The sequence below is a fragment of the Haloquadratum walsbyi J07HQW2 genome, from assembly GCF_000415985.1.
Taxonomy (GTDB): domain Archaea; phylum Halobacteriota; class Halobacteria; order Halobacteriales; family Haloferacaceae; genus Haloquadratum; species Haloquadratum walsbyi_B.
The window spans coordinates 34,967-50,070 of the sequence record NZ_KE356561.1; the positions used below are offsets into that span (position 1 = coordinate 34,967).

General features: G+C 58.0%; 24 protein-coding genes and 1 pseudogene. 8 read left to right on the forward strand and 17 right to left on the reverse strand.

Annotation, left to right across the window (positions count from 1 at the left end):
* Positions 1–564 precede the first annotated feature (564 nt).
* The 3 genes from J07HQW2_RS00215 to J07HQW2_RS16790 form a co-directional block, all read right to left on the reverse strand.
* Positions 565–894: a hypothetical protein gene (locus tag J07HQW2_RS00215; RefSeq protein ID WP_021053115.1), complete on the reverse strand. Its 330-nt coding sequence runs from the start codon at positions 892–894 to the stop codon at positions 565–567.
* On the reverse strand, positions 875–1,321 hold the full coding sequence (locus J07HQW2_RS00220) for a pentapeptide repeat-containing protein (protein WP_021053116.1): 447 nt from the start codon (positions 1,319–1,321) through the stop codon (positions 875–877). The genes J07HQW2_RS00215 and J07HQW2_RS00220 overlap by 20 nt, the downstream gene beginning before the upstream one ends.
* Positions 1,322–1,493: 172 nt before the next feature.
* Complete coding sequence (locus tag J07HQW2_RS16790; RefSeq protein ID WP_303703823.1) at positions 1,494–2,597, reverse strand: hypothetical protein; 1,104 nt, start codon at positions 2,595–2,597, stop codon at positions 1,494–1,496.
* Between the two features lie 9 nt (positions 2,598–2,606).
* On the opposite strand from J07HQW2_RS16790, the gene J07HQW2_RS16795 reads away from it, so the two are divergent.
* On the forward strand, positions 2,607–2,789 hold the full coding sequence (locus tag J07HQW2_RS16795; RefSeq protein ID WP_303703824.1) for a hypothetical protein: 183 nt from the start codon (positions 2,607–2,609) through the stop codon (positions 2,787–2,789).
* A gap of 541 nt (positions 2,790–3,330) precedes the next feature.
* Here the strand turns inward: J07HQW2_RS16795 and J07HQW2_RS00235 are convergent.
* Together J07HQW2_RS00235 and J07HQW2_RS00240 are read right to left on the reverse strand one after the other, a co-directional pair.
* Positions 3,331–3,663 carry a hypothetical protein gene (locus tag J07HQW2_RS00235; protein ID WP_021053119.1) on the reverse strand — a complete coding sequence of 111 codons (333 nt, stop codon included), beginning with the start codon at positions 3,661–3,663 and terminating at the stop codon, positions 3,331–3,333.
* Positions 3,664–3,776: 113 nt separating this feature from the next.
* Positions 3,777–4,322, reverse strand: coding sequence for a hypothetical protein (locus J07HQW2_RS00240; RefSeq protein WP_303703825.1), 546 nt, complete (start codon positions 4,320–4,322; stop codon positions 3,777–3,779).
* A 173-nt stretch (positions 4,323–4,495) separates the two neighbouring features.
* Here J07HQW2_RS00240 and J07HQW2_RS16800 point away from each other — a divergent pair, with 173 nt between their 5' ends.
* Positions 4,496–4,666, forward strand: a complete 171-nt coding sequence (locus J07HQW2_RS16800; protein WP_303703826.1) for a hypothetical protein — start codon at positions 4,496–4,498, stop codon at positions 4,664–4,666.
* On the opposite strand, the gene J07HQW2_RS00245 is transcribed toward J07HQW2_RS16800, so the two are convergent.
* The 4 genes from J07HQW2_RS00245 to J07HQW2_RS00260 all read right to left on the reverse strand — a co-directional run bounded on the left by J07HQW2_RS00245 (position 4,654) and on the right by J07HQW2_RS00260 (position 7,672).
* Complete coding sequence (locus J07HQW2_RS00245; protein WP_021053122.1) at positions 4,654–5,478, reverse strand: helicase HerA domain-containing protein; 825 nt, start codon at positions 5,476–5,478, stop codon at positions 4,654–4,656. The genes J07HQW2_RS16800 and J07HQW2_RS00245 overlap by 13 nt on opposite strands.
* Positions 5,403–6,185 (reverse strand): hypothetical protein, encoded by a 783-nt coding sequence (locus tag J07HQW2_RS00250; protein ID WP_303703827.1) that lies wholly within the window; start codon positions 6,183–6,185, stop codon positions 5,403–5,405. Before J07HQW2_RS00250 ends, J07HQW2_RS00245 begins: the two co-directional genes overlap by 76 nt.
* Positions 6,169–7,074 carry a hypothetical protein gene (locus J07HQW2_RS00255; protein WP_021053124.1) on the reverse strand — a complete coding sequence of 302 codons (906 nt, stop codon included), beginning with the start codon at positions 7,072–7,074 and terminating at the stop codon, positions 6,169–6,171. Before J07HQW2_RS00255 ends, J07HQW2_RS00250 begins: the two co-directional genes overlap by 17 nt.
* 247 nt (positions 7,075–7,321) lie before the next feature.
* Positions 7,322–7,672 (reverse strand): hypothetical protein, encoded by a 351-nt coding sequence (locus J07HQW2_RS00260; protein WP_021053125.1) that lies wholly within the window; start codon positions 7,670–7,672, stop codon positions 7,322–7,324.
* Positions 7,673–7,875: 203 nt separating this feature from the next.
* Between J07HQW2_RS00260 and J07HQW2_RS00265 the strand changes: the two genes are divergently transcribed.
* From J07HQW2_RS00265 to J07HQW2_RS00275, 4 genes are all read left to right on the forward strand, one after another.
* Complete coding sequence (locus J07HQW2_RS00265; RefSeq protein WP_303703828.1) at positions 7,876–8,157, forward strand: hypothetical protein; 282 nt, start codon at positions 7,876–7,878, stop codon at positions 8,155–8,157.
* A 292-nt stretch (positions 8,158–8,449) separates the two neighbouring features.
* The gene (locus J07HQW2_RS00270) at positions 8,450–8,818 is read left to right on the forward strand and encodes a MarR family transcriptional regulator (protein ID WP_021053127.1); all 369 of its coding nucleotides are present in this window, start codon (positions 8,450–8,452) and stop codon (positions 8,816–8,818) included.
* 4 nt (positions 8,819–8,822) lie between these two features.
* On the forward strand, positions 8,823–8,957 hold the full coding sequence (locus J07HQW2_RS16805) for a hypothetical protein (protein WP_303703829.1): 135 nt from the start codon (positions 8,823–8,825) through the stop codon (positions 8,955–8,957).
* Between the two features lie 31 nt (positions 8,958–8,988).
* The gene (locus J07HQW2_RS00275; RefSeq protein ID WP_303703830.1) at positions 8,989–9,516 is read left to right on the forward strand and encodes a hypothetical protein; all 528 of its coding nucleotides are present in this window, start codon (positions 8,989–8,991) and stop codon (positions 9,514–9,516) included.
* A 199-nt stretch (positions 9,517–9,715) separates the two neighbouring features.
* Here J07HQW2_RS00275 and J07HQW2_RS00280 read toward each other — a convergent pair whose 3' ends face one another.
* Both J07HQW2_RS00280 and J07HQW2_RS00285 read right to left on the reverse strand, forming a co-directional pair.
* Positions 9,716–10,015 carry a type II toxin-antitoxin system RelE family toxin gene (locus J07HQW2_RS00280; RefSeq protein ID WP_021053130.1) on the reverse strand — a complete coding sequence of 100 codons (300 nt, stop codon included), beginning with the start codon at positions 10,013–10,015 and terminating at the stop codon, positions 9,716–9,718.
* Between the two features lie 10 nt (positions 10,016–10,025).
* Complete coding sequence (locus tag J07HQW2_RS00285) at positions 10,026–10,265, reverse strand: ribbon-helix-helix protein, CopG family (RefSeq protein WP_021053131.1); 240 nt, start codon at positions 10,263–10,265, stop codon at positions 10,026–10,028.
* Positions 10,266–10,480: 215 nt separating this feature from the next.
* Here J07HQW2_RS00285 and J07HQW2_RS00290 point away from each other — a divergent pair, with 215 nt between their 5' ends.
* Together J07HQW2_RS00290 and J07HQW2_RS00295 are read left to right on the forward strand one after the other, a co-directional pair.
* Complete coding sequence (locus tag J07HQW2_RS00290) at positions 10,481–10,744, forward strand: hypothetical protein (protein ID WP_303703831.1); 264 nt, start codon at positions 10,481–10,483, stop codon at positions 10,742–10,744.
* A 174-nt stretch (positions 10,745–10,918) separates the two neighbouring features.
* Positions 10,919–11,119: a ribbon-helix-helix protein, CopG family gene (locus tag J07HQW2_RS00295; protein WP_021053133.1), complete on the forward strand. Its 201-nt coding sequence runs from the start codon at positions 10,919–10,921 to the stop codon at positions 11,117–11,119.
* A gap of 92 nt (positions 11,120–11,211) precedes the next feature.
* On the opposite strand, the gene J07HQW2_RS16810 is transcribed toward J07HQW2_RS00295, so the two are convergent.
* The 6 genes and pseudogenes from J07HQW2_RS16810 to J07HQW2_RS16815 all read right to left on the reverse strand — a co-directional run.
* Positions 11,212–11,382, reverse strand: coding sequence for a hypothetical protein (locus J07HQW2_RS16810; protein ID WP_303703832.1), 171 nt, complete (start codon positions 11,380–11,382; stop codon positions 11,212–11,214).
* A gap of 303 nt (positions 11,383–11,685) precedes the next feature.
* Positions 11,686–11,865, reverse strand: a complete 180-nt coding sequence (locus J07HQW2_RS00300; RefSeq protein ID WP_021053135.1) for a hypothetical protein — start codon at positions 11,863–11,865, stop codon at positions 11,686–11,688.
* Positions 11,862–12,254, reverse strand: a complete 393-nt coding sequence (locus tag J07HQW2_RS00305) for a hypothetical protein (protein WP_021053136.1) — start codon at positions 12,252–12,254, stop codon at positions 11,862–11,864. The genes J07HQW2_RS00300 and J07HQW2_RS00305 overlap by 4 nt, the downstream gene beginning before the upstream one ends.
* Positions 12,255–12,981: 727 nt before the next feature.
* Positions 12,982–13,161 (reverse strand): hypothetical protein, encoded by a 180-nt coding sequence (locus tag J07HQW2_RS00310; protein ID WP_021053137.1) that lies wholly within the window; start codon positions 13,159–13,161, stop codon positions 12,982–12,984.
* A 387-nt stretch (positions 13,162–13,548) separates the two neighbouring features.
* Positions 13,549–13,857, reverse strand: coding sequence for a hypothetical protein (locus J07HQW2_RS00315; RefSeq protein WP_021053138.1), 309 nt, complete (start codon positions 13,855–13,857; stop codon positions 13,549–13,551).
* Between the two features lie 340 nt (positions 13,858–14,197).
* Positions 14,198–15,104: pseudogene (locus J07HQW2_RS16815) on the reverse strand (hypothetical protein); the annotation flags it as partial.

Below are 15,104 nucleotides of genomic sequence, written 5' to 3' on the forward strand. Positions count from 1 at the left end.
GGCTGCTGAGAGTGACGCCGAGCGCCGTGAAATCGCTCTGGAAATGGGGAAACTCGATGGACGCCGCCACGCGGAGATCTACGACGCTCTCGAAGACGAGTGATACAAACCGTTGTCTCGATTTACCGGTCAGCGCTGACCCCAGATCCCCCGTTCGTCGCCACGGCGACCCGGAGCACCGACTGCGCTGTCGAGGCAACGATCGAACGCGATCGCAGGCCGAGGAGATACCCTGTTCCAGAGCACAAAAGCCAGAGTCCGCCGGGGTAACGCCGCCCTCCGGTGGGTCGACGGACACAGCGCCGGCCAGAGCGGTACGGCTCACCTCCTCGTCGATATCTGACCCGGCCACTCGCCGTGACACACTCGTCGCGTCGATCGGGCACGACACTTGTCGAGGTTCACTTGCCAACAGGGGGTGACCGTCGAACCCGTCAAGCCGAGCAGGTCTATCGCTCGGGCTCGGGCTCGGGCTCTCACGCGCGGCGAGCGCGAGTGAACGAGCACAGTTTCGAGTCCTTCTTCGACAGCGGCTCCGACCGTTGGGGTTGGTTGTCCCGGTGACTACATAGCGGCAGAAAGGACCGTAAGCATTGCACCCGCCGCCCCTTCGTCGTCAAGCTTACCCGCTGAAGCCTCGAGACCGACGCTGACGGGTGTTTCCGGATCGTCGGCTGCCCGCACTGCCACCCCGAGCTGTCCGGCAATTTTACGAACGGGACCGGGGTCACCGACCGCGACGGCCGTCGCGATCCCGAGAGCGAGAGCCAGAGCCAGGGTTCCCTCTTCGCCGTCGGCTGCGAGTCCGGCGACAGGATAATATTCGGGCGGACGTGACCCATCACAGGAATAAACGCTTCTGAAATCTGTGGGATTACTCTGAATGCAAACCATCGGACTCAGATACGTACGCCTCCGAGAGGGCACCCTTGGGTACGGTCGCTGCCGTGAGGTCAGCCCCACGAAGGTTCGCCTCTGTGAGGTCAGCTTCACGGAGATCCGCGTCTGTGAGGATTACTCCATGCAGGTTCGCATTTGAGAGGTCGGCCCCACGGAGATCCGCCGCTGAGAGGTCAGTTCGACGCAGGCTGAGCCCTGAAACATTAACTCCGAAGAGAGTGGCACCCGAGAGGTCAGCGTCCCGCAGGTCTGCCCCGGAGAGAACAGCCTCACGAAGGTCCGCTCCTGAAAGGTCAGTCTGGTTCAGGGTCGCTCGAGAGAGGTTGGCACGGAACAGGTCGGCCTCCGAGAAGTTCGCACCAGTCAGATCTGCTCCAGTTTTGATTTCCTCGGGGGAGGGTTCGCCGTTCGGTATCTCCATACGAGAAATATTGCCTGGTGGGCAATTGGACTTCACGGTCCGGATTATAAACGAGTGCGGTGGTCCCTTCTGGCTTGATAGAGATACAAAATTATATTCCATGTGAGGGTGAGGACGTCGCTGAATGATTCGTTGTCGTTCTCCTTCGCTTTGATCCGTAGTAGACATAATCCTAAGATGAATTTGATGAGACAGTCCTTCTGAGAGCGTTGATGCTCTCAGCCACCCACGAGTCGCGAATCTCGCTGTCCACTGTCGAGATGTGCTCGGGCTGGATGGAGACCATCACACCGGAGTCCGTCTCGTACTGGTGGATCTTGCCCACCACTGCGACGTATGCCGGAGGCTCGGCCGAGCGGAGCACTCCTGCCGCCTCGGGCTGGTACTCCCCAGCGTAGACGTTCACGACCTCACTACCGGCCATGACGCGCCCCTTCCAGAACTCAGAGTCACTGCCGACATCCGACGTTTCGATGAGAGCACCAACCACGAGCACGCGGTTGGACGCCTCGCCCGAGGGGAGCAGTGTGAACTTCGGCGCACGATCGTCGTCTTGGTCCTCCGGGCGGGTGAACGAGTGGGTCGCCATGTTCAGTTCAGCACCGAACACGCGCTTGGCGGGTTGACGCTGCGTGACGGCCTCTGCGAGAGCTGCGTCACTGAGGCCGGGATTCTCCGCCGAGTAGGAGGTCTGTTCGACCTCGTTGACGAGGAGGTACTCGCCGATGATCGGCCCACGAACGTCGTACGTCCGACCGATGAGCAACTCGCGGAGCTCCGCTTCGACGACGCTGGGGTCGAGGGCTTCCGAAGCCATCTCAACTGCGTCATCGAGGCTCACACCGGAGACAGCCTGAGTCATCTCGACGTCGAACAGTGCACGGACGGCACGGGAGCCATCGTCGAGGATGGCTTTCAGGCGAAGGTCGAACTCACCGTCAACGTTACCATGCTCGGAGCAGCGCCCGTTCTGAACAACGCGCGTGCAGTCTGTGTGTGGGCAGCGCTTGATGAGGCCCGAACCGTCATCCAGGCCAACGAGCGTCGCCGTGGCGCGAACCGACCCGTCCGTGGGTTCGACAGCTTCCTCGGGCTCCGTGACGCTGCTCGCCTTGTTGAGCGAGATGGAGTACTTGCCCTCGTACTCGTTCGTGACCGCCGAGGCGATGTCGTAGGTGACGCCCTCCTCGAGGGTCGGGAGCGAGTCGGTGTTCTTCGCCCAGACAACGAACTTCATCTGAGTCGTCTCGTCAGCAATGAGACCGACCTGCCGCATGGACTTGGAGTGCGGCTCCCAGAGGTCGACGACCTGCGCCCGAACGTCCACCCATTCTTCCTCGCCGAGTTCGGAGATGTCCTCGAGGGCTATCCGGTCGAAGCCCCGGGAACCACTGGTCCCGTTGCCGAAGCCGGCAACCGCTCTGACCCCGTCCGGGAGGTCGCTGGATTTCGAGGTCGTGGTCGTTGATGACGTTACGAACGGTCGTCTCGACCGCCGTCTCGATCGGAACGAAGTACTCCTGCAGGGCCGCAATCCGCTCTTCGATGCTCGACGCGGGGACGTCCACGCCCATCTCGTCGAACTCGCTGCTGATGTCTTCCGCGCGCTGCGCTACGTCAGTGGTAGTATTTGCACACATGGTTGTCACTCTGAGGGATTTCTGGGGAACGGCTTCGGGACTGGGCACTCGACCGTCACGCCCCACCCACCCGTTCTCCCTCACCCCCTTTGGGGGCCAATACTCACAGGAGACGCGAGCGGGACAACCGGGAAGCGACGATCGGGACATCCCGACTGTCGCCTAGGTTGATTCATCCCGAGGTTGAATCGTATCTCGGACGAGAATGAACGCAGTCATCGCTACGCTCCTCTCCGGTTTCCCTCATCCCCCTTTGGGGACCAATACTCACGTTTCGAGGAGCTGTGGACCCCGAGAGGACGGAGAAACTCTACGTCCGAGTCGTCTAGTCGGAAAGCAGTACGAACGAAACCGGGGTATATTCGCCGACTAGAAGCTGTAGTCGTCGTGCTTGCGAGCTTCGGCACACGCTTCGCAGAGGATGTCGAATGGCGGCCACCCAGTCAGCCCGTCGGCGCCTTCGAGGAGTGCGGTCGGGACCAAGCCCGACATTCCGCACCCGCCGTCACAGGATGCTATCGAGTGGCTGACAGCGGCCAACGGCTCGCCGTGCGGGTCGTGGTCGGGTTTTCTGAACTCGGGACCGTTGCCGGTCTGGAACTGGACGCTCACGGGTTCACTCTGCTCTAGTCCGGCCTCGGTCGCTGTTCCGCCGAAGTCGTTGTCGATACGCTGCTCGTCGGGGCTGATGTTGTCGTCCATCTCACTTCCCTCATCCCCATTCGGGGACCAATACTCACGCGGCGAGACGCGGGGATATACACGGAGCGAACAGCGCGATCAGTCCGCCGGCAGAATAGCTCGGAACAGCGTCGTCACCTGAAGAGACGCGAGATGAGGCCCCGTTTCTTGTGGCGTTCCCGTTCTTCAGCCTTTATTTGCTCGTTCGCCTCTTCATACTCTTGGAGGACAGCGTCGATTCCTGTGAGGGTATCTTCTGCGGTCTGTTCGTTTTCGCGCTGAACCTTCGGCCGCATGATCTGCTTGACTCGCTTCACAGGGTCGTCAGGGAGTTCAGAATCGTCTTTTGAGAGCTCCCCTATGCGCTTGAGTTGTGTCCGATACCGAGCGCGCTCCTCCATCAGCTCGTCCATCGTTTCGAGGTAGATCGTGAGGATGAACCGGAGGCGTTCGTTCTCCTCGCCTTGCTGGTTGAGTTCAGCGAGCTCCCGTGCCTGCCGGTCGAGTTTCCGGGCGAGGATACGCTGGTCTTCACGAGCGACACGCATCGCTTGGTCGGTTGCGGAGTAGCCCCGGAGTTCACCGACGGTCCAATCCGCTGGATGCTTCTCGTCATCATCAAGTGTCGGATCGGTGCGTTCCCATCCCGGCCCGGCGTTGCGAGCAGACGCTTTCATCATCCGCTGAGTACTCTCGTCGAGGTTGGAGTCGGTGTCCACTCCACGCGAATCAGCTGGTTCACGACCATTTGCTGTCGGCTGCGCGGTCCCTGTCTCGGCCGCTTTCGGCTCTTGAGCAGTACTCGCATCAGCATTAGTCTCCGCTGTAGAGGAAGCCTCGGGAGTGACCGTCGATGAAGCGCTATCATAATGTTGATAACGTATTCATCATCAACCGGCGGGGTGTCCCCAACCCGATGGCGAAGGCGAGCGCCCGACCAGATGTAGTCGAGCAGCAGGAAGGTGAACAGATCGCTCGAAGCGGGTCGGAGGTCGCCCGTGTCGATGATGACTACCTTGTCTGAGGCGAGGATATCCTGTATTGTATATCGAACATTGGGGACTGGTCGGCGTAGCAGCCCCTCTCATCATTCCATTCGGGAACAAAATTGAGGATACGCCAGATGAAATCTCGCTCGGCGAGCTTGGTGATGCGGTTCATCACGGCGTCGATCGACGACCTGAACCGTTGTTTGTCGGCATGGAGGTGCCGCGTGAGTGAGAGTCCAAGAGTCGTGTCGCTCACGCTGGGCATCTCTCCCTGTGCCCGTATCTTCTCGTTCTCGCTCCCTTTTTGTTGCATTTTGAAGGCAACCTGAAACAGGTCCTCGATCGGCCATGCGTCCCGGCCGTACACGGGGTCAAACATCGCTTTGATCAGGTTATTAAGAATTTCCTGAGCGACGAACGCCTGCTGAGTCATTTCGCGGCCTAGCACGTACACGAGGAGTTCATTATAGCGGTCGACTTTCTCTTGGACGGCGACCGTACGCGAGACGCCAGCAGCGAGTTGCGGACGGATGTCGAAGTACGGGAAGGCGAGTACCTCGTCGTCCGGCCCCGGAACGGGGATGTGGACGACGTCGTCGAGATTGCCGAATTTCTTGAAGTGCGCTTTCTTGTACTCTTCGGCCATCGTTCCACCTTTTCGGTCGAAGACGAAGATGGGGCCGTCGAACGACTCGTAGGCTGAAAGCGTATCGCTGATCATCGTCGTCGTCTTCCCGGCACCAGTCGTCGCTGCGCGGAGGATGTGGTGCGTTAGTTGTCCTGCATTGAGACGGATTGGAATGTCTGGTCGGCTGTCGACGGCGGTCTCGGCATACCCGATGTGCATTCCGGAGTCGTACTGCGAGAGCAGGTCCTCGTCTGTCGCTGTGAGTGGCGAGCGAGCGTCGGGCGATCCACCCGATGATCCATGCGAAGCCCGCGGGAGGGCGCCTGTGTGTGGGACGACGGCGAAGTTCGCGAGCTCGTCTGGAGAGGCACAAATGAGCGGATCACCTTTGCTGAAGCGCCCAGAGAGACCGCTGGTGCTGGCCTGTCGTGTGTGGCACAGCCGGGTGACTCTTTGTCGCTGTCCCCGAGAAGCTCGCCCTCGATACCATAGTACGGTCCTGAGAGCGACGTAAAGGCGTTCGAGATGCTTTGGATAGTCTGCTCGTTACAGGCAGCTCGGAGTGTGAGGTCAAACGTTGTAGTCGGTTGTTTGCGGTCGATCTGCTCCATCCGCGACCCCGTGATCTTGTCATCCTCGCCGGTGCTGACGGACCCCCCGACCTGCTCAGAGATATCTCCACGGTGGAGGTTCTGGCGCTCTTGATCGGACGTTCCGAACGCCTGCCGCAAAAACTCATTTTTGAACGCCGAGAGCGTTCCGTGGTTACCCATCTTGAGGTTCCGCTTGTGGTTTTCAGCTTCTCTGGTCCAATCAGAGCGTGGCATGAAGATAGTCTGGAACATGAACGGGTCGTCGGTGTGGACGGCCTGCTCAAGAAGCACGCTGAGGGGCGAGCGATACTGGTCGTCACGGTCGACAGACAAACTGCTGAACGGCCGGAGTAACGTCATCCAGTCGTCTTTTTTGAGGAGATGCCCTTCCAGCGAACGAGCGAGGGACGGTTTTCCTCACTGACTTCTTCGGGACGGAGCGGAACCCCTCCCTGTTGAGTTGCTCTTCGGCTTCTTCGGAGGAGGGTTCGTTTCCGCTTCCGATCTCTTCGTTGGTGAAGACCTCAGGGTCCTCGAAGCCGGCGAGGTTCTCAAGGTCGACAATGTCATCGAGCGTCGCAATACGCCGCCCACCAACGCGGGCGTTCCCGTCTTCTGAGGCGAACGCCGCAACGGGATTGAATGGGACGATTTCGAACCCGAAGGACTCTGGATACATCGCGGCGACGTTCGCGGCGAGCGTCTTGAACGCAGTCGCCTCGTAAGGCGTCACTGAGATATAGAAGTCGAACCGCTTCGTGTTCCGCGGCTTGTGGATGATGAACTCGAAAGTCTTCCTGCAGTTATTGAGGCCGAGACGGGCTTTGAGATTGAATCGCGAGGTTCCCGTCACCCCCGCACGGTACAATCCAAACAGCCCCTCGATGACGTTCCCGGGCGTGACTTGCTTGCGGGCAGGTGAAATATGGATATACGGCCGAGCTTCGATAGGATCGCTGAGTTTTTTTCCTGGCTCGGTCGTGCTCTTGTTTTCGTAGGAGGCGAGGCGATCCTCTGATTCTTCCTCCACTCCGTCGTCGGTGCCGCTCTCGGTCGACGGGCCGCTGTCATCCGTGGCTGATTCTTCTTGGCTCTGATCGGAGAACAGCTGTTCTGCATCGGTTGAATCTTCTGTTGATATCGACGACATGGAGCTGGTACGGTCATGAAGACTGCTCTCTCCTTGGTCGTCCTTTTCGGAGTTCGGGGGCGAGGCAGTCATCGTCCTCCGGCCTCCTCACGGGTAGACACACTCTGCCCTCTCCACTGTGCAATGGTCAGGGCGCATCCCTCCCGTTGGTTATTTGCCTAGATAGATGCGTAGTTGTAACGCTTGTTATCATGTTTGGATTATGTTATGTTTGGTAATTCAGCCGCTACTGGCCCTTGGAATACTCCCCCTCAAAAAGAGCCCAATGGGAAGTTCGGGCACGGGTTGAAGGGGAGAACACTTGTCCCGGCTAGCCAGCCTAAGGGGATGGAGTGGCAATCCACTCCAACACGCTCACAAAGATTGTAACGCCGAAGTAGAACACAATCATCGCTCCGCCACCGATTAGCAGCTTCATTCCGTTTTCGGCCCGATCACTGTTTCTCCGGGCAGTGAACCACACGATTGCACCAAGGGAGAGCGCCACAAGGCCAGCGTACTTCAGGACGAGCAGGACCACGTCGTAGAGGTTGCTCATGATGTCCTCGAACCCGGAAGGGGGCTGTGCCTGTGCAGCGACTGGATCGACGAAAAGGACTAGCGCAAGGATTCCCACGACAAGTGGGGTGCTGTGCTTTTTCAGGAGTCTTCTTGTTCGGAGGGTGATCATTGTTACCCACCCGTACAAGCTGAGAGTTTGATATAAACAAGAGCAGATCACATTGAATGTGGTGGATGTAGAACACCCGTCTAAGGGTGTCAACGGACGGGATTTGGGGGTTTTCACCGGAACAGTTATCTGATAACCCGTAACACGCTATCTGTGGATGTAGGAACACCCCCCCGATGTCTCCTTGTCTACAGGTGATTGAAGTGTCAAAAAGTAATTCCAATTCCACCACGGAAAATGGCAGCACCGACTCTGAACCCGACAAGCCGACCAACGTCGCCCTCCACCAGCCGGCGAAGACGCGGCTGACCGCCTACAAAAACGACAATCCGCTGAAAAACATGTCGTTCGACAAAGCGGTCAACAAACTTCTTGATGAAATCGGCTTCCCACCGGTTGAGGAAATCGAGAACAAGTATCTTCCGTCAGTGGCGGCCGAGAGTTCCTCCGACGCGGAGGACGAACGCTCTAACAATCCAGCCTGAGACGATTGGCCCCGTCGCAATACTCCGTTTTGGCTCTGTTGAAATCCAATTCTTTAGACGTATTCTCACCTGAAACAGCCGGTTGATGAGAGCTGTGTATCAACTGCCAGCGATACTGCCAGTCCCGATAGATGTTCTTCCCCGCGTGCTGAATACAGGGCGCGAATCGGTCAGCAGTCGTCCGCTGAAATGCGGACTTGTGAATCGGTCAATACAGATGAACTATATCACAGCCGGATAGATTCTCGTTCCTCTCCCAATGGCTAATACAATTCGCATACAATACTCGTATATGCCAGTCGATTTCGATACATACGAACCCGGAAACCCACGCGTTGACCTGTCAAGGAGGACCAACGCAAGGAAGTTGATGGAGTGTCTGTTGCAGTCACCGGGCGTTGGATACACACCAGCGGAATTGGCTGAGGAGATAGGGGTGCCGCGTGGGAGTGTTGGGCCGACGCTCAACCGACTCGAAGCCGCGGGGCTGGTCCGTCACAAGAAACCGTATTGGGCAGCCGCAGAAGACAATCGCATCGCAGCAGCGACGGCTTCTTTCGTTGGGATCGAGACGGCAGCCTCCACGTACAGCGGTGATTGGTACGCTGAAAACGATGGGTGGGATGAGGAGCTACCCGACCTGAACGACGAGGACCAGTAGCAGAATGGCGTATTCGCAGGGCGGTCAGGGTGGGCAGCGAAGCGACACAGCTCGACCGTCCGACCGTCGGCGTTGTGTCTCCCTCGTGGGCGTCCGAGGACCGCCATCGCAACCTCTCGGTCTTGATGAGTGGCAGTGAGTGCGATTCGGAAGGGCGTGGTCACAGGGTCGTGCTGATATGCGACATCTGGATGCTTCAAGAAGCCGTTGACGCGCTCACGGACCCTCGACCCACGCTCGGCGCGGAGCGAGAGATGGCCTGTCGAGGGCGCACCACCCGGCGAGACGAGGCGGGGGTCGCAGTCGCGGTAAGTCCGAGAGGCGTGATAAGCGGCGAGAGACCCGAATTCCGTCTCGAGGATGACGATTTCCCCGGAGTCGATCATCGCGTCGGTCTCATTGTGCTTGGGGAGGTGACCGATACTAAGTGGGCCCCCTGGCGGGACGGACCACGTGAACGAGCCGACGGAGTCATCCCCGGTGTACCGCCCGACAGCGTTGAGATAGGGGAACGCGATGATGTCGCCATCGCGAAGCGGCCGTATCACTCTGGATTGGGGGTGGTGACGAGTACTCATATGAAAGGAGAGGCGTTAGGCGCTTGCCCAGCCGAAGAACAGGTACGTGCCGTCTTCGATGTGAATACATCCAGCAGGGCCCCACTTGCTGTCGATTCGCGAATCCTGTTCGTCGATTAGCTGGCCGGCATACTCGGTGGGATCGGTGTCGCCTACTTCGCTGTCGGGTATACAAGTGAACGAGGTTTTCTCCGCGATTGTTCCTGTGTACCCACCGTGTCCGTGTTGACATCCTCCCCGCGCTGAAGCGCGAGGATTCCCACGGCACCGCACCGCTGAGTTGGGATATTGTGGTTTAGAGTCGCCGTGTGTCCCCATGTCAGTCATCGTCTCTCCAACTCCCCCACACCTCGCGGTACTTCCCGAGTTCGCGGTACTCGTTTTTGCGCTCGAACACGTCGATGGCGTAGAGCGTCTCGTCGTCCTTGTCCCAACCAATTAGAACGCGGAAGTCACCGACGCGGAGCTTGTACCCTGGATGGTTCTTTAACCGGTCGAGAAAGTGGTCAGGAAAATCGAGAATGCCGTCCAGCTTCTTGATGATGCGGCGGGCGTTTTCGGTTTCGAGTTGATCCAACGTCTCCTGAATCGCGTCGGCGTACTCCAGATCGTGTGCCACTCATCAGCCCTCACTCGTCGTTGAGTCCGAACCGTTCCTTCATCTCCTTGTGGCTGGCCGTTCGACCAGCTGCAACGTCCGCATACCCCTGTGAGATGCCCTCCTGCGCGCCCGGCGTCAGGATCGGCTCTGTGGTGTCTCGCAACACCTCACGAATGAACTCCGAGCGGTTGGTGTAGTTCAACTCCTCCGAAAGCTCGTCAAGCTCTTCCAGAAGCCGCTTCGGCACCTTGACGTTGAGCTTCACCATCTCGCCGTCCTTCCCGTTGTTCTCGGGCGTGTCCGTGCTCGTACACTGTGGTACGCTGGTGGTACTAATAGAATTGTCGCTCAGCCGTCGTCGCAGGCCATCTCCTGAAGCTTCTTGAGGAGTTCGGGGTGATTCTCTTTCAGTAGCCGAATGTCTTCAGTCAGTTCCTCGTTAATTTTCCGCCTGATTCAGGTGCGGTCATCAAAGGCAAGAGCGTGACTGACGACGGGACGTACTCGGTCACGGACTGTGGCTCTGTTCCTAGGGGCCTCAACAACTTCCACGTCACCGCCAAAATGAACCACGGGCCGCTCGAAGTTGAAGGCGTCCACGAGGAGAATGGCTGGAGCGGCGTCGGGCTCCGGTGGACTTCTGGCCCCATCGAAGTCGGCACTGGCCTCGATCCCGACGACGCCCGCGATCTGACCGCTCGGCTGGTGGTCGCTGCGGAGGCAGTGGAGGGGAAGTTCGATGACTGACAACAGCGACGACGATCAGGTTCGGCCGTTCGCTCGGTTAGGGTTCTTCGGCGAGGGGTCGAGTTGGTATCAGATGAGCCTGTTATAGAATAGTTCTCATGGTTTGTTGAATCATCTCTAACGAATTGAAAGCGCTGTACACTTGGTTCACGCTGTTTTTAGCTTGTCGTAGCTATGGCGAAAAAGAAGTTCGGAGTCGCTGTTGACGAGGAAACCGTGCGAGAAGTGGATGAACTGGTCGCTGAATGTGACGATCTCGGAGTTAGCCGCTCCGAGATTGTCGAAGCCATCCTCACAGCATTCGTTCAATCCGAGACAAATCACGTTGAACGGGTTCGAGAAATCATAATTCGGAAACGAAAAGACACTCTCTGACTATTTGTAAACGCCGTGCACTTAGTGCACGCATCTCTAAATCAGTAATACGTTATAATAGTAATCAAACTGACTGTAATATGTGAAGAGTTCTATGACAGGCTCGTGTACGGGTTGCCAAGCCAGCCTCGCTCACCGACCTGCGTCTCGTTCATGTCTCGGTTACTGGGACCGCGACCGACGTACACGTCCGTTGAGTCCATCTTACAGTGACCGACGCGTGTCCGGCGATCGTCTCCCGAGTACAGAGAAACGTCGGTCATCGATTCTGAGGGGCCTCCTGCCTGTGTTCCCAGCAGGTTCCGCGGGGATGCGTCGTGATCTCTAACTCATCAAGCCAAGCCCTACACACTCTGTATTTCATCGCGATCCACTTTCCGTTTCGAGAGAGTTCACGGCCCCACCTCCCACGACTCTGGTAGTTCGGCGAGATGGCAGGAACGGCAGAGTCGATCGTAGCCGACTTCGGGCGATGCCCACGGGGGAATGAGATACACGACAGTCTCGACCCTGCACCGCTCACACTCCCCTACGATCCGCTCCGACGCCGTCTTCGGCGGAGTCACCTATGGCCTTTGCTTTCTCAACCCGGCAGTCGAAGTGCTCTTTATGTTGACTAGTGCGTCGTGGAGCGTGACAGCGTCGTCCTGGTTGAACGCACGGAGGGCTCGCTTTGCCTCCTCTGTGATCTCGTCGAGGTCGTCGAACGCATTTTCTTCGAGCGTCTTCTCCTCGGTTTCAGTCATTTCTGCATTCTCCGTGCCACAGCGTCTCCGACGACACAGCCGAGTTGTTGCTGGTAGCTGGTATTCAGTAGGACGTCGCTGCCGTCCACAGAGATGTCGACAGTGATGTCGATTTCTCGCATCGGGCTGTCCCGGTCGAGTTCACTGACCTCAATCTCAGGGATGCCCGCGAGGTAGAGCCAGTACGGTGCGTAGGTCTCGTGGATGGTTCGGTCGATGTCTTTGATGTCACCGGTGAACGACTCCCGGTAGGCTTCGATGTCAAAGTGATCGCCTATTCTGAGTCCAGTCTCGGTGATTTCGAGATTCGGGATGTTCTTCGACTTGATCCCGTGTCCTCGGACGGTGTCTTGGAACGCTCGTTCGAGTGCGTGTTCGGTTTCAGTCATCGTAGTTGAGTGCGGATTCTTCGTTCAGCGTGTCGACGCGACCGACTGCACGGTTAATGCCGATGTCCCCTGCCGGGTGTGGTCCTTGTGCTTGGTATATCAGTCGGGAACGGTCCCGGCCACTACAGCCCCGTCTGCTGATTCTGGCCTTGGGTGGAGTGGGTGCCAGTCACACTTCCCACGTTAGGTACCACCGTCCTTGCCACCGGTAGTCACTCTCGGCAAATCAGGTGACTGGAGGCCGGATGGGTGGCGCCACGTACGATCTATCTTGGGCATTCCAACTCAGACGAGAACTCTACCGCAAACCTGGACGAGAAGCGCTCAAACACGCCGTCAAAGCCACTCTCTGAAATCAACAATGTGCTACACAAGAGCATCGAAGAATTAGAAAAACACGGCAGCGTCAGTAGTAATATATGACCGAATGCTGTGCGGTTTTACTACTCTCGTAGTTGGAGCCGATTGAGTTCGTCAAGTGAGGCAGGCTCGTCTTGTCGACGCCGTCGTCACGGCCGTCACCGAGCGTATCACAGCCGACATATCAGCGTATTTATGACCTTTCGAGAATAATTTTGCGTGAAATAGACTGAGATAAATACACATCCGCCGAGTCATGCGGTTTTGTGTTTTGAGGTCTGGGCATACCCACACGTCTAAGTAAGATTATTTGTGCGAGTGAGGCCTCGCGCGTCACATATGAGTCGGCGACGACGGATACGCCTCGTTACTCGTCGCTGCCGTCGTCGTTCGTCGTGTCCGTGTCCGTGTCCGCGCCCTCGATCTCATCGCCTGCGTCGGCCGTCTCCCCGATCGGGTCGTCGGTCTCGTCGCGCGTCGATCGGAGCCAGTCAACTGACGATTCTTCTTGGAGGTTTACGATGTCCGGTGGTGTATCTTCTGCCATACGCTTGATGTGACCGCGCTGGCATTTTATACCGTCGCTGAGGTGTTACAGCGAGTTGTTCCCGGTGATCTCCGCCGACCTGCGCGACTTGTACTGAACCGAGATCGCTCCACTATTGACGGCGCGCATGATATCCTCAAGCTATGCTGAAAAAAGCTCCACAAGTGTTTGTCGGGTTATCAGGGGCCGAACGCACACAGGGAGGAGGATATGTGTAGAGAAACACCCTCAGAGGCTCGTATTGTGATAAGGACGGGTTTTTCTGGACCTCCGCCTGAGCGGTGAGCCTGCTGGCGTCCGGTGTTGACGTCGAGACGGACGACCGACGATGAGGGCTCGGGAGTGTCGTTACTACTCACGGTGTGGCTCCAGGAAGACTGCTGCGCGTCAGTCGGTGAACTTCTGCGCGACCAACTCGGAGACCTCGCCGATCTCTATCTGCCCGTCACCCGGCGTCTCGGCCGCTTCAAGCAACTCCTCGAGATCAACATCGGCCGGCTCTCCGAAGTACGGGTTTCGCGCGATGATGTTCCGGACCTCTGCTGTCTCCCGGGTCTGCGGCGGTCCGTCGCCGCCCGTGTTCAAGAGCCGCGCCGGAACAGGCTCACCGTCCGGGAGGTCGTTTGGGTCGATACCATCCTCCGTGAGCAAGTGCGTCGCACCGTCCGATGTTGTGATTGATGCTGCTATTTTCATAATCTCGTCCTCGTCTTCTCCTCAGTCGTAACGCCAGCGTCCGTTAACTGTTGTCGCTGTTCGTCACTCAGCCGAGAGGGTCTGGCAACTCCATCTTTGGCCCTGTTGAAACCCTTAATTGGTGATAGGTTCCAGAAGCCGTGCTGAATACACAGCGCGAATGCCGCAGTACTAGTATCATTACAATATGCGGACACACACAATCGGCCGTGCCCTCCAGACGTGAACTAATAGCAGGTGCCGCTGGCATCGTGAGCGTGACCGCTGGCTGTCTCGGTAACGAGGAACTCATCGCTCGGTGTTCCAGTCGAGGAGTGGGTAGCGGCTCGCAACACCTCCGTCAGATTGCCCCAATACGAGGGGGCGAACAGATCGCTCTCGGGATACTGGTCTCTGAGCGGGCTGTCTCCGTCTCTGCCACTCCCTCCGTATCATCATCAAGAGCGGTTCCAAAAAGGTCGATATCACGAATGAGCGCCCAGAGACGGCGCTTACCTCTGGGGACGGGAGTGACGGGAATAGGTATGGATTCGGGGCGACACGTCGAAACGGCCTCACGGATGGCCGCGCCGATCTCATTCCCTTCGGCGTCAAGATCAACGATGACGGAGACGACGTTGGCTTGTTCGCGCCACCAGGTCGGGAAGGGAATGTTGCTGTCGGCCTCGTCGAATATCTCGGTGGCTTTGAGCCATTCAAGCGCGTCCAACCGACCGCCTTTCTCTTGATCGAGTCTGTCGGCGAGAGCATGCACGGGACGGGAGACCTCTTTGACACCGGGAGCGCCGAGTGTGGGAATCGCACAGGCCTTGTGCCGCTGGAAAGGATGTTCGATGCCCTGCTCGCGGTGACGCGTGGCGTATGTCTCCCAGTCGACGTTCAGGATGTCGCCCCGGGGTGCGGGACCGTCTCCACGTTCGAGGACTTCGATTTGCGTCTCGGAATCGGCGGCGAGAGTAGCCTGTCCCTGGTACTTCCCGACTTTCCCGGCACGAATCCGAACGAGATCGCCCTCGTGGAAGATGACGCTCTGTCGAGAGCGTGTCCATACGGTGAATTTGATTGTATCGCCGGCGTCGTCTTTGATGAGGCCGACCTGCTGCTGGCTCTGCGATTTGGGTTGCCAGAGAGTCGTGACCTCGCCCTGAATGTCAGCCTCGACGTTGTACTTCGAGGGGATGATCGGCACGGACGAGATAGAGATAGGTTGGATGACGCTCGCCTCCTGGTAGAGCTGCTCCAACGTG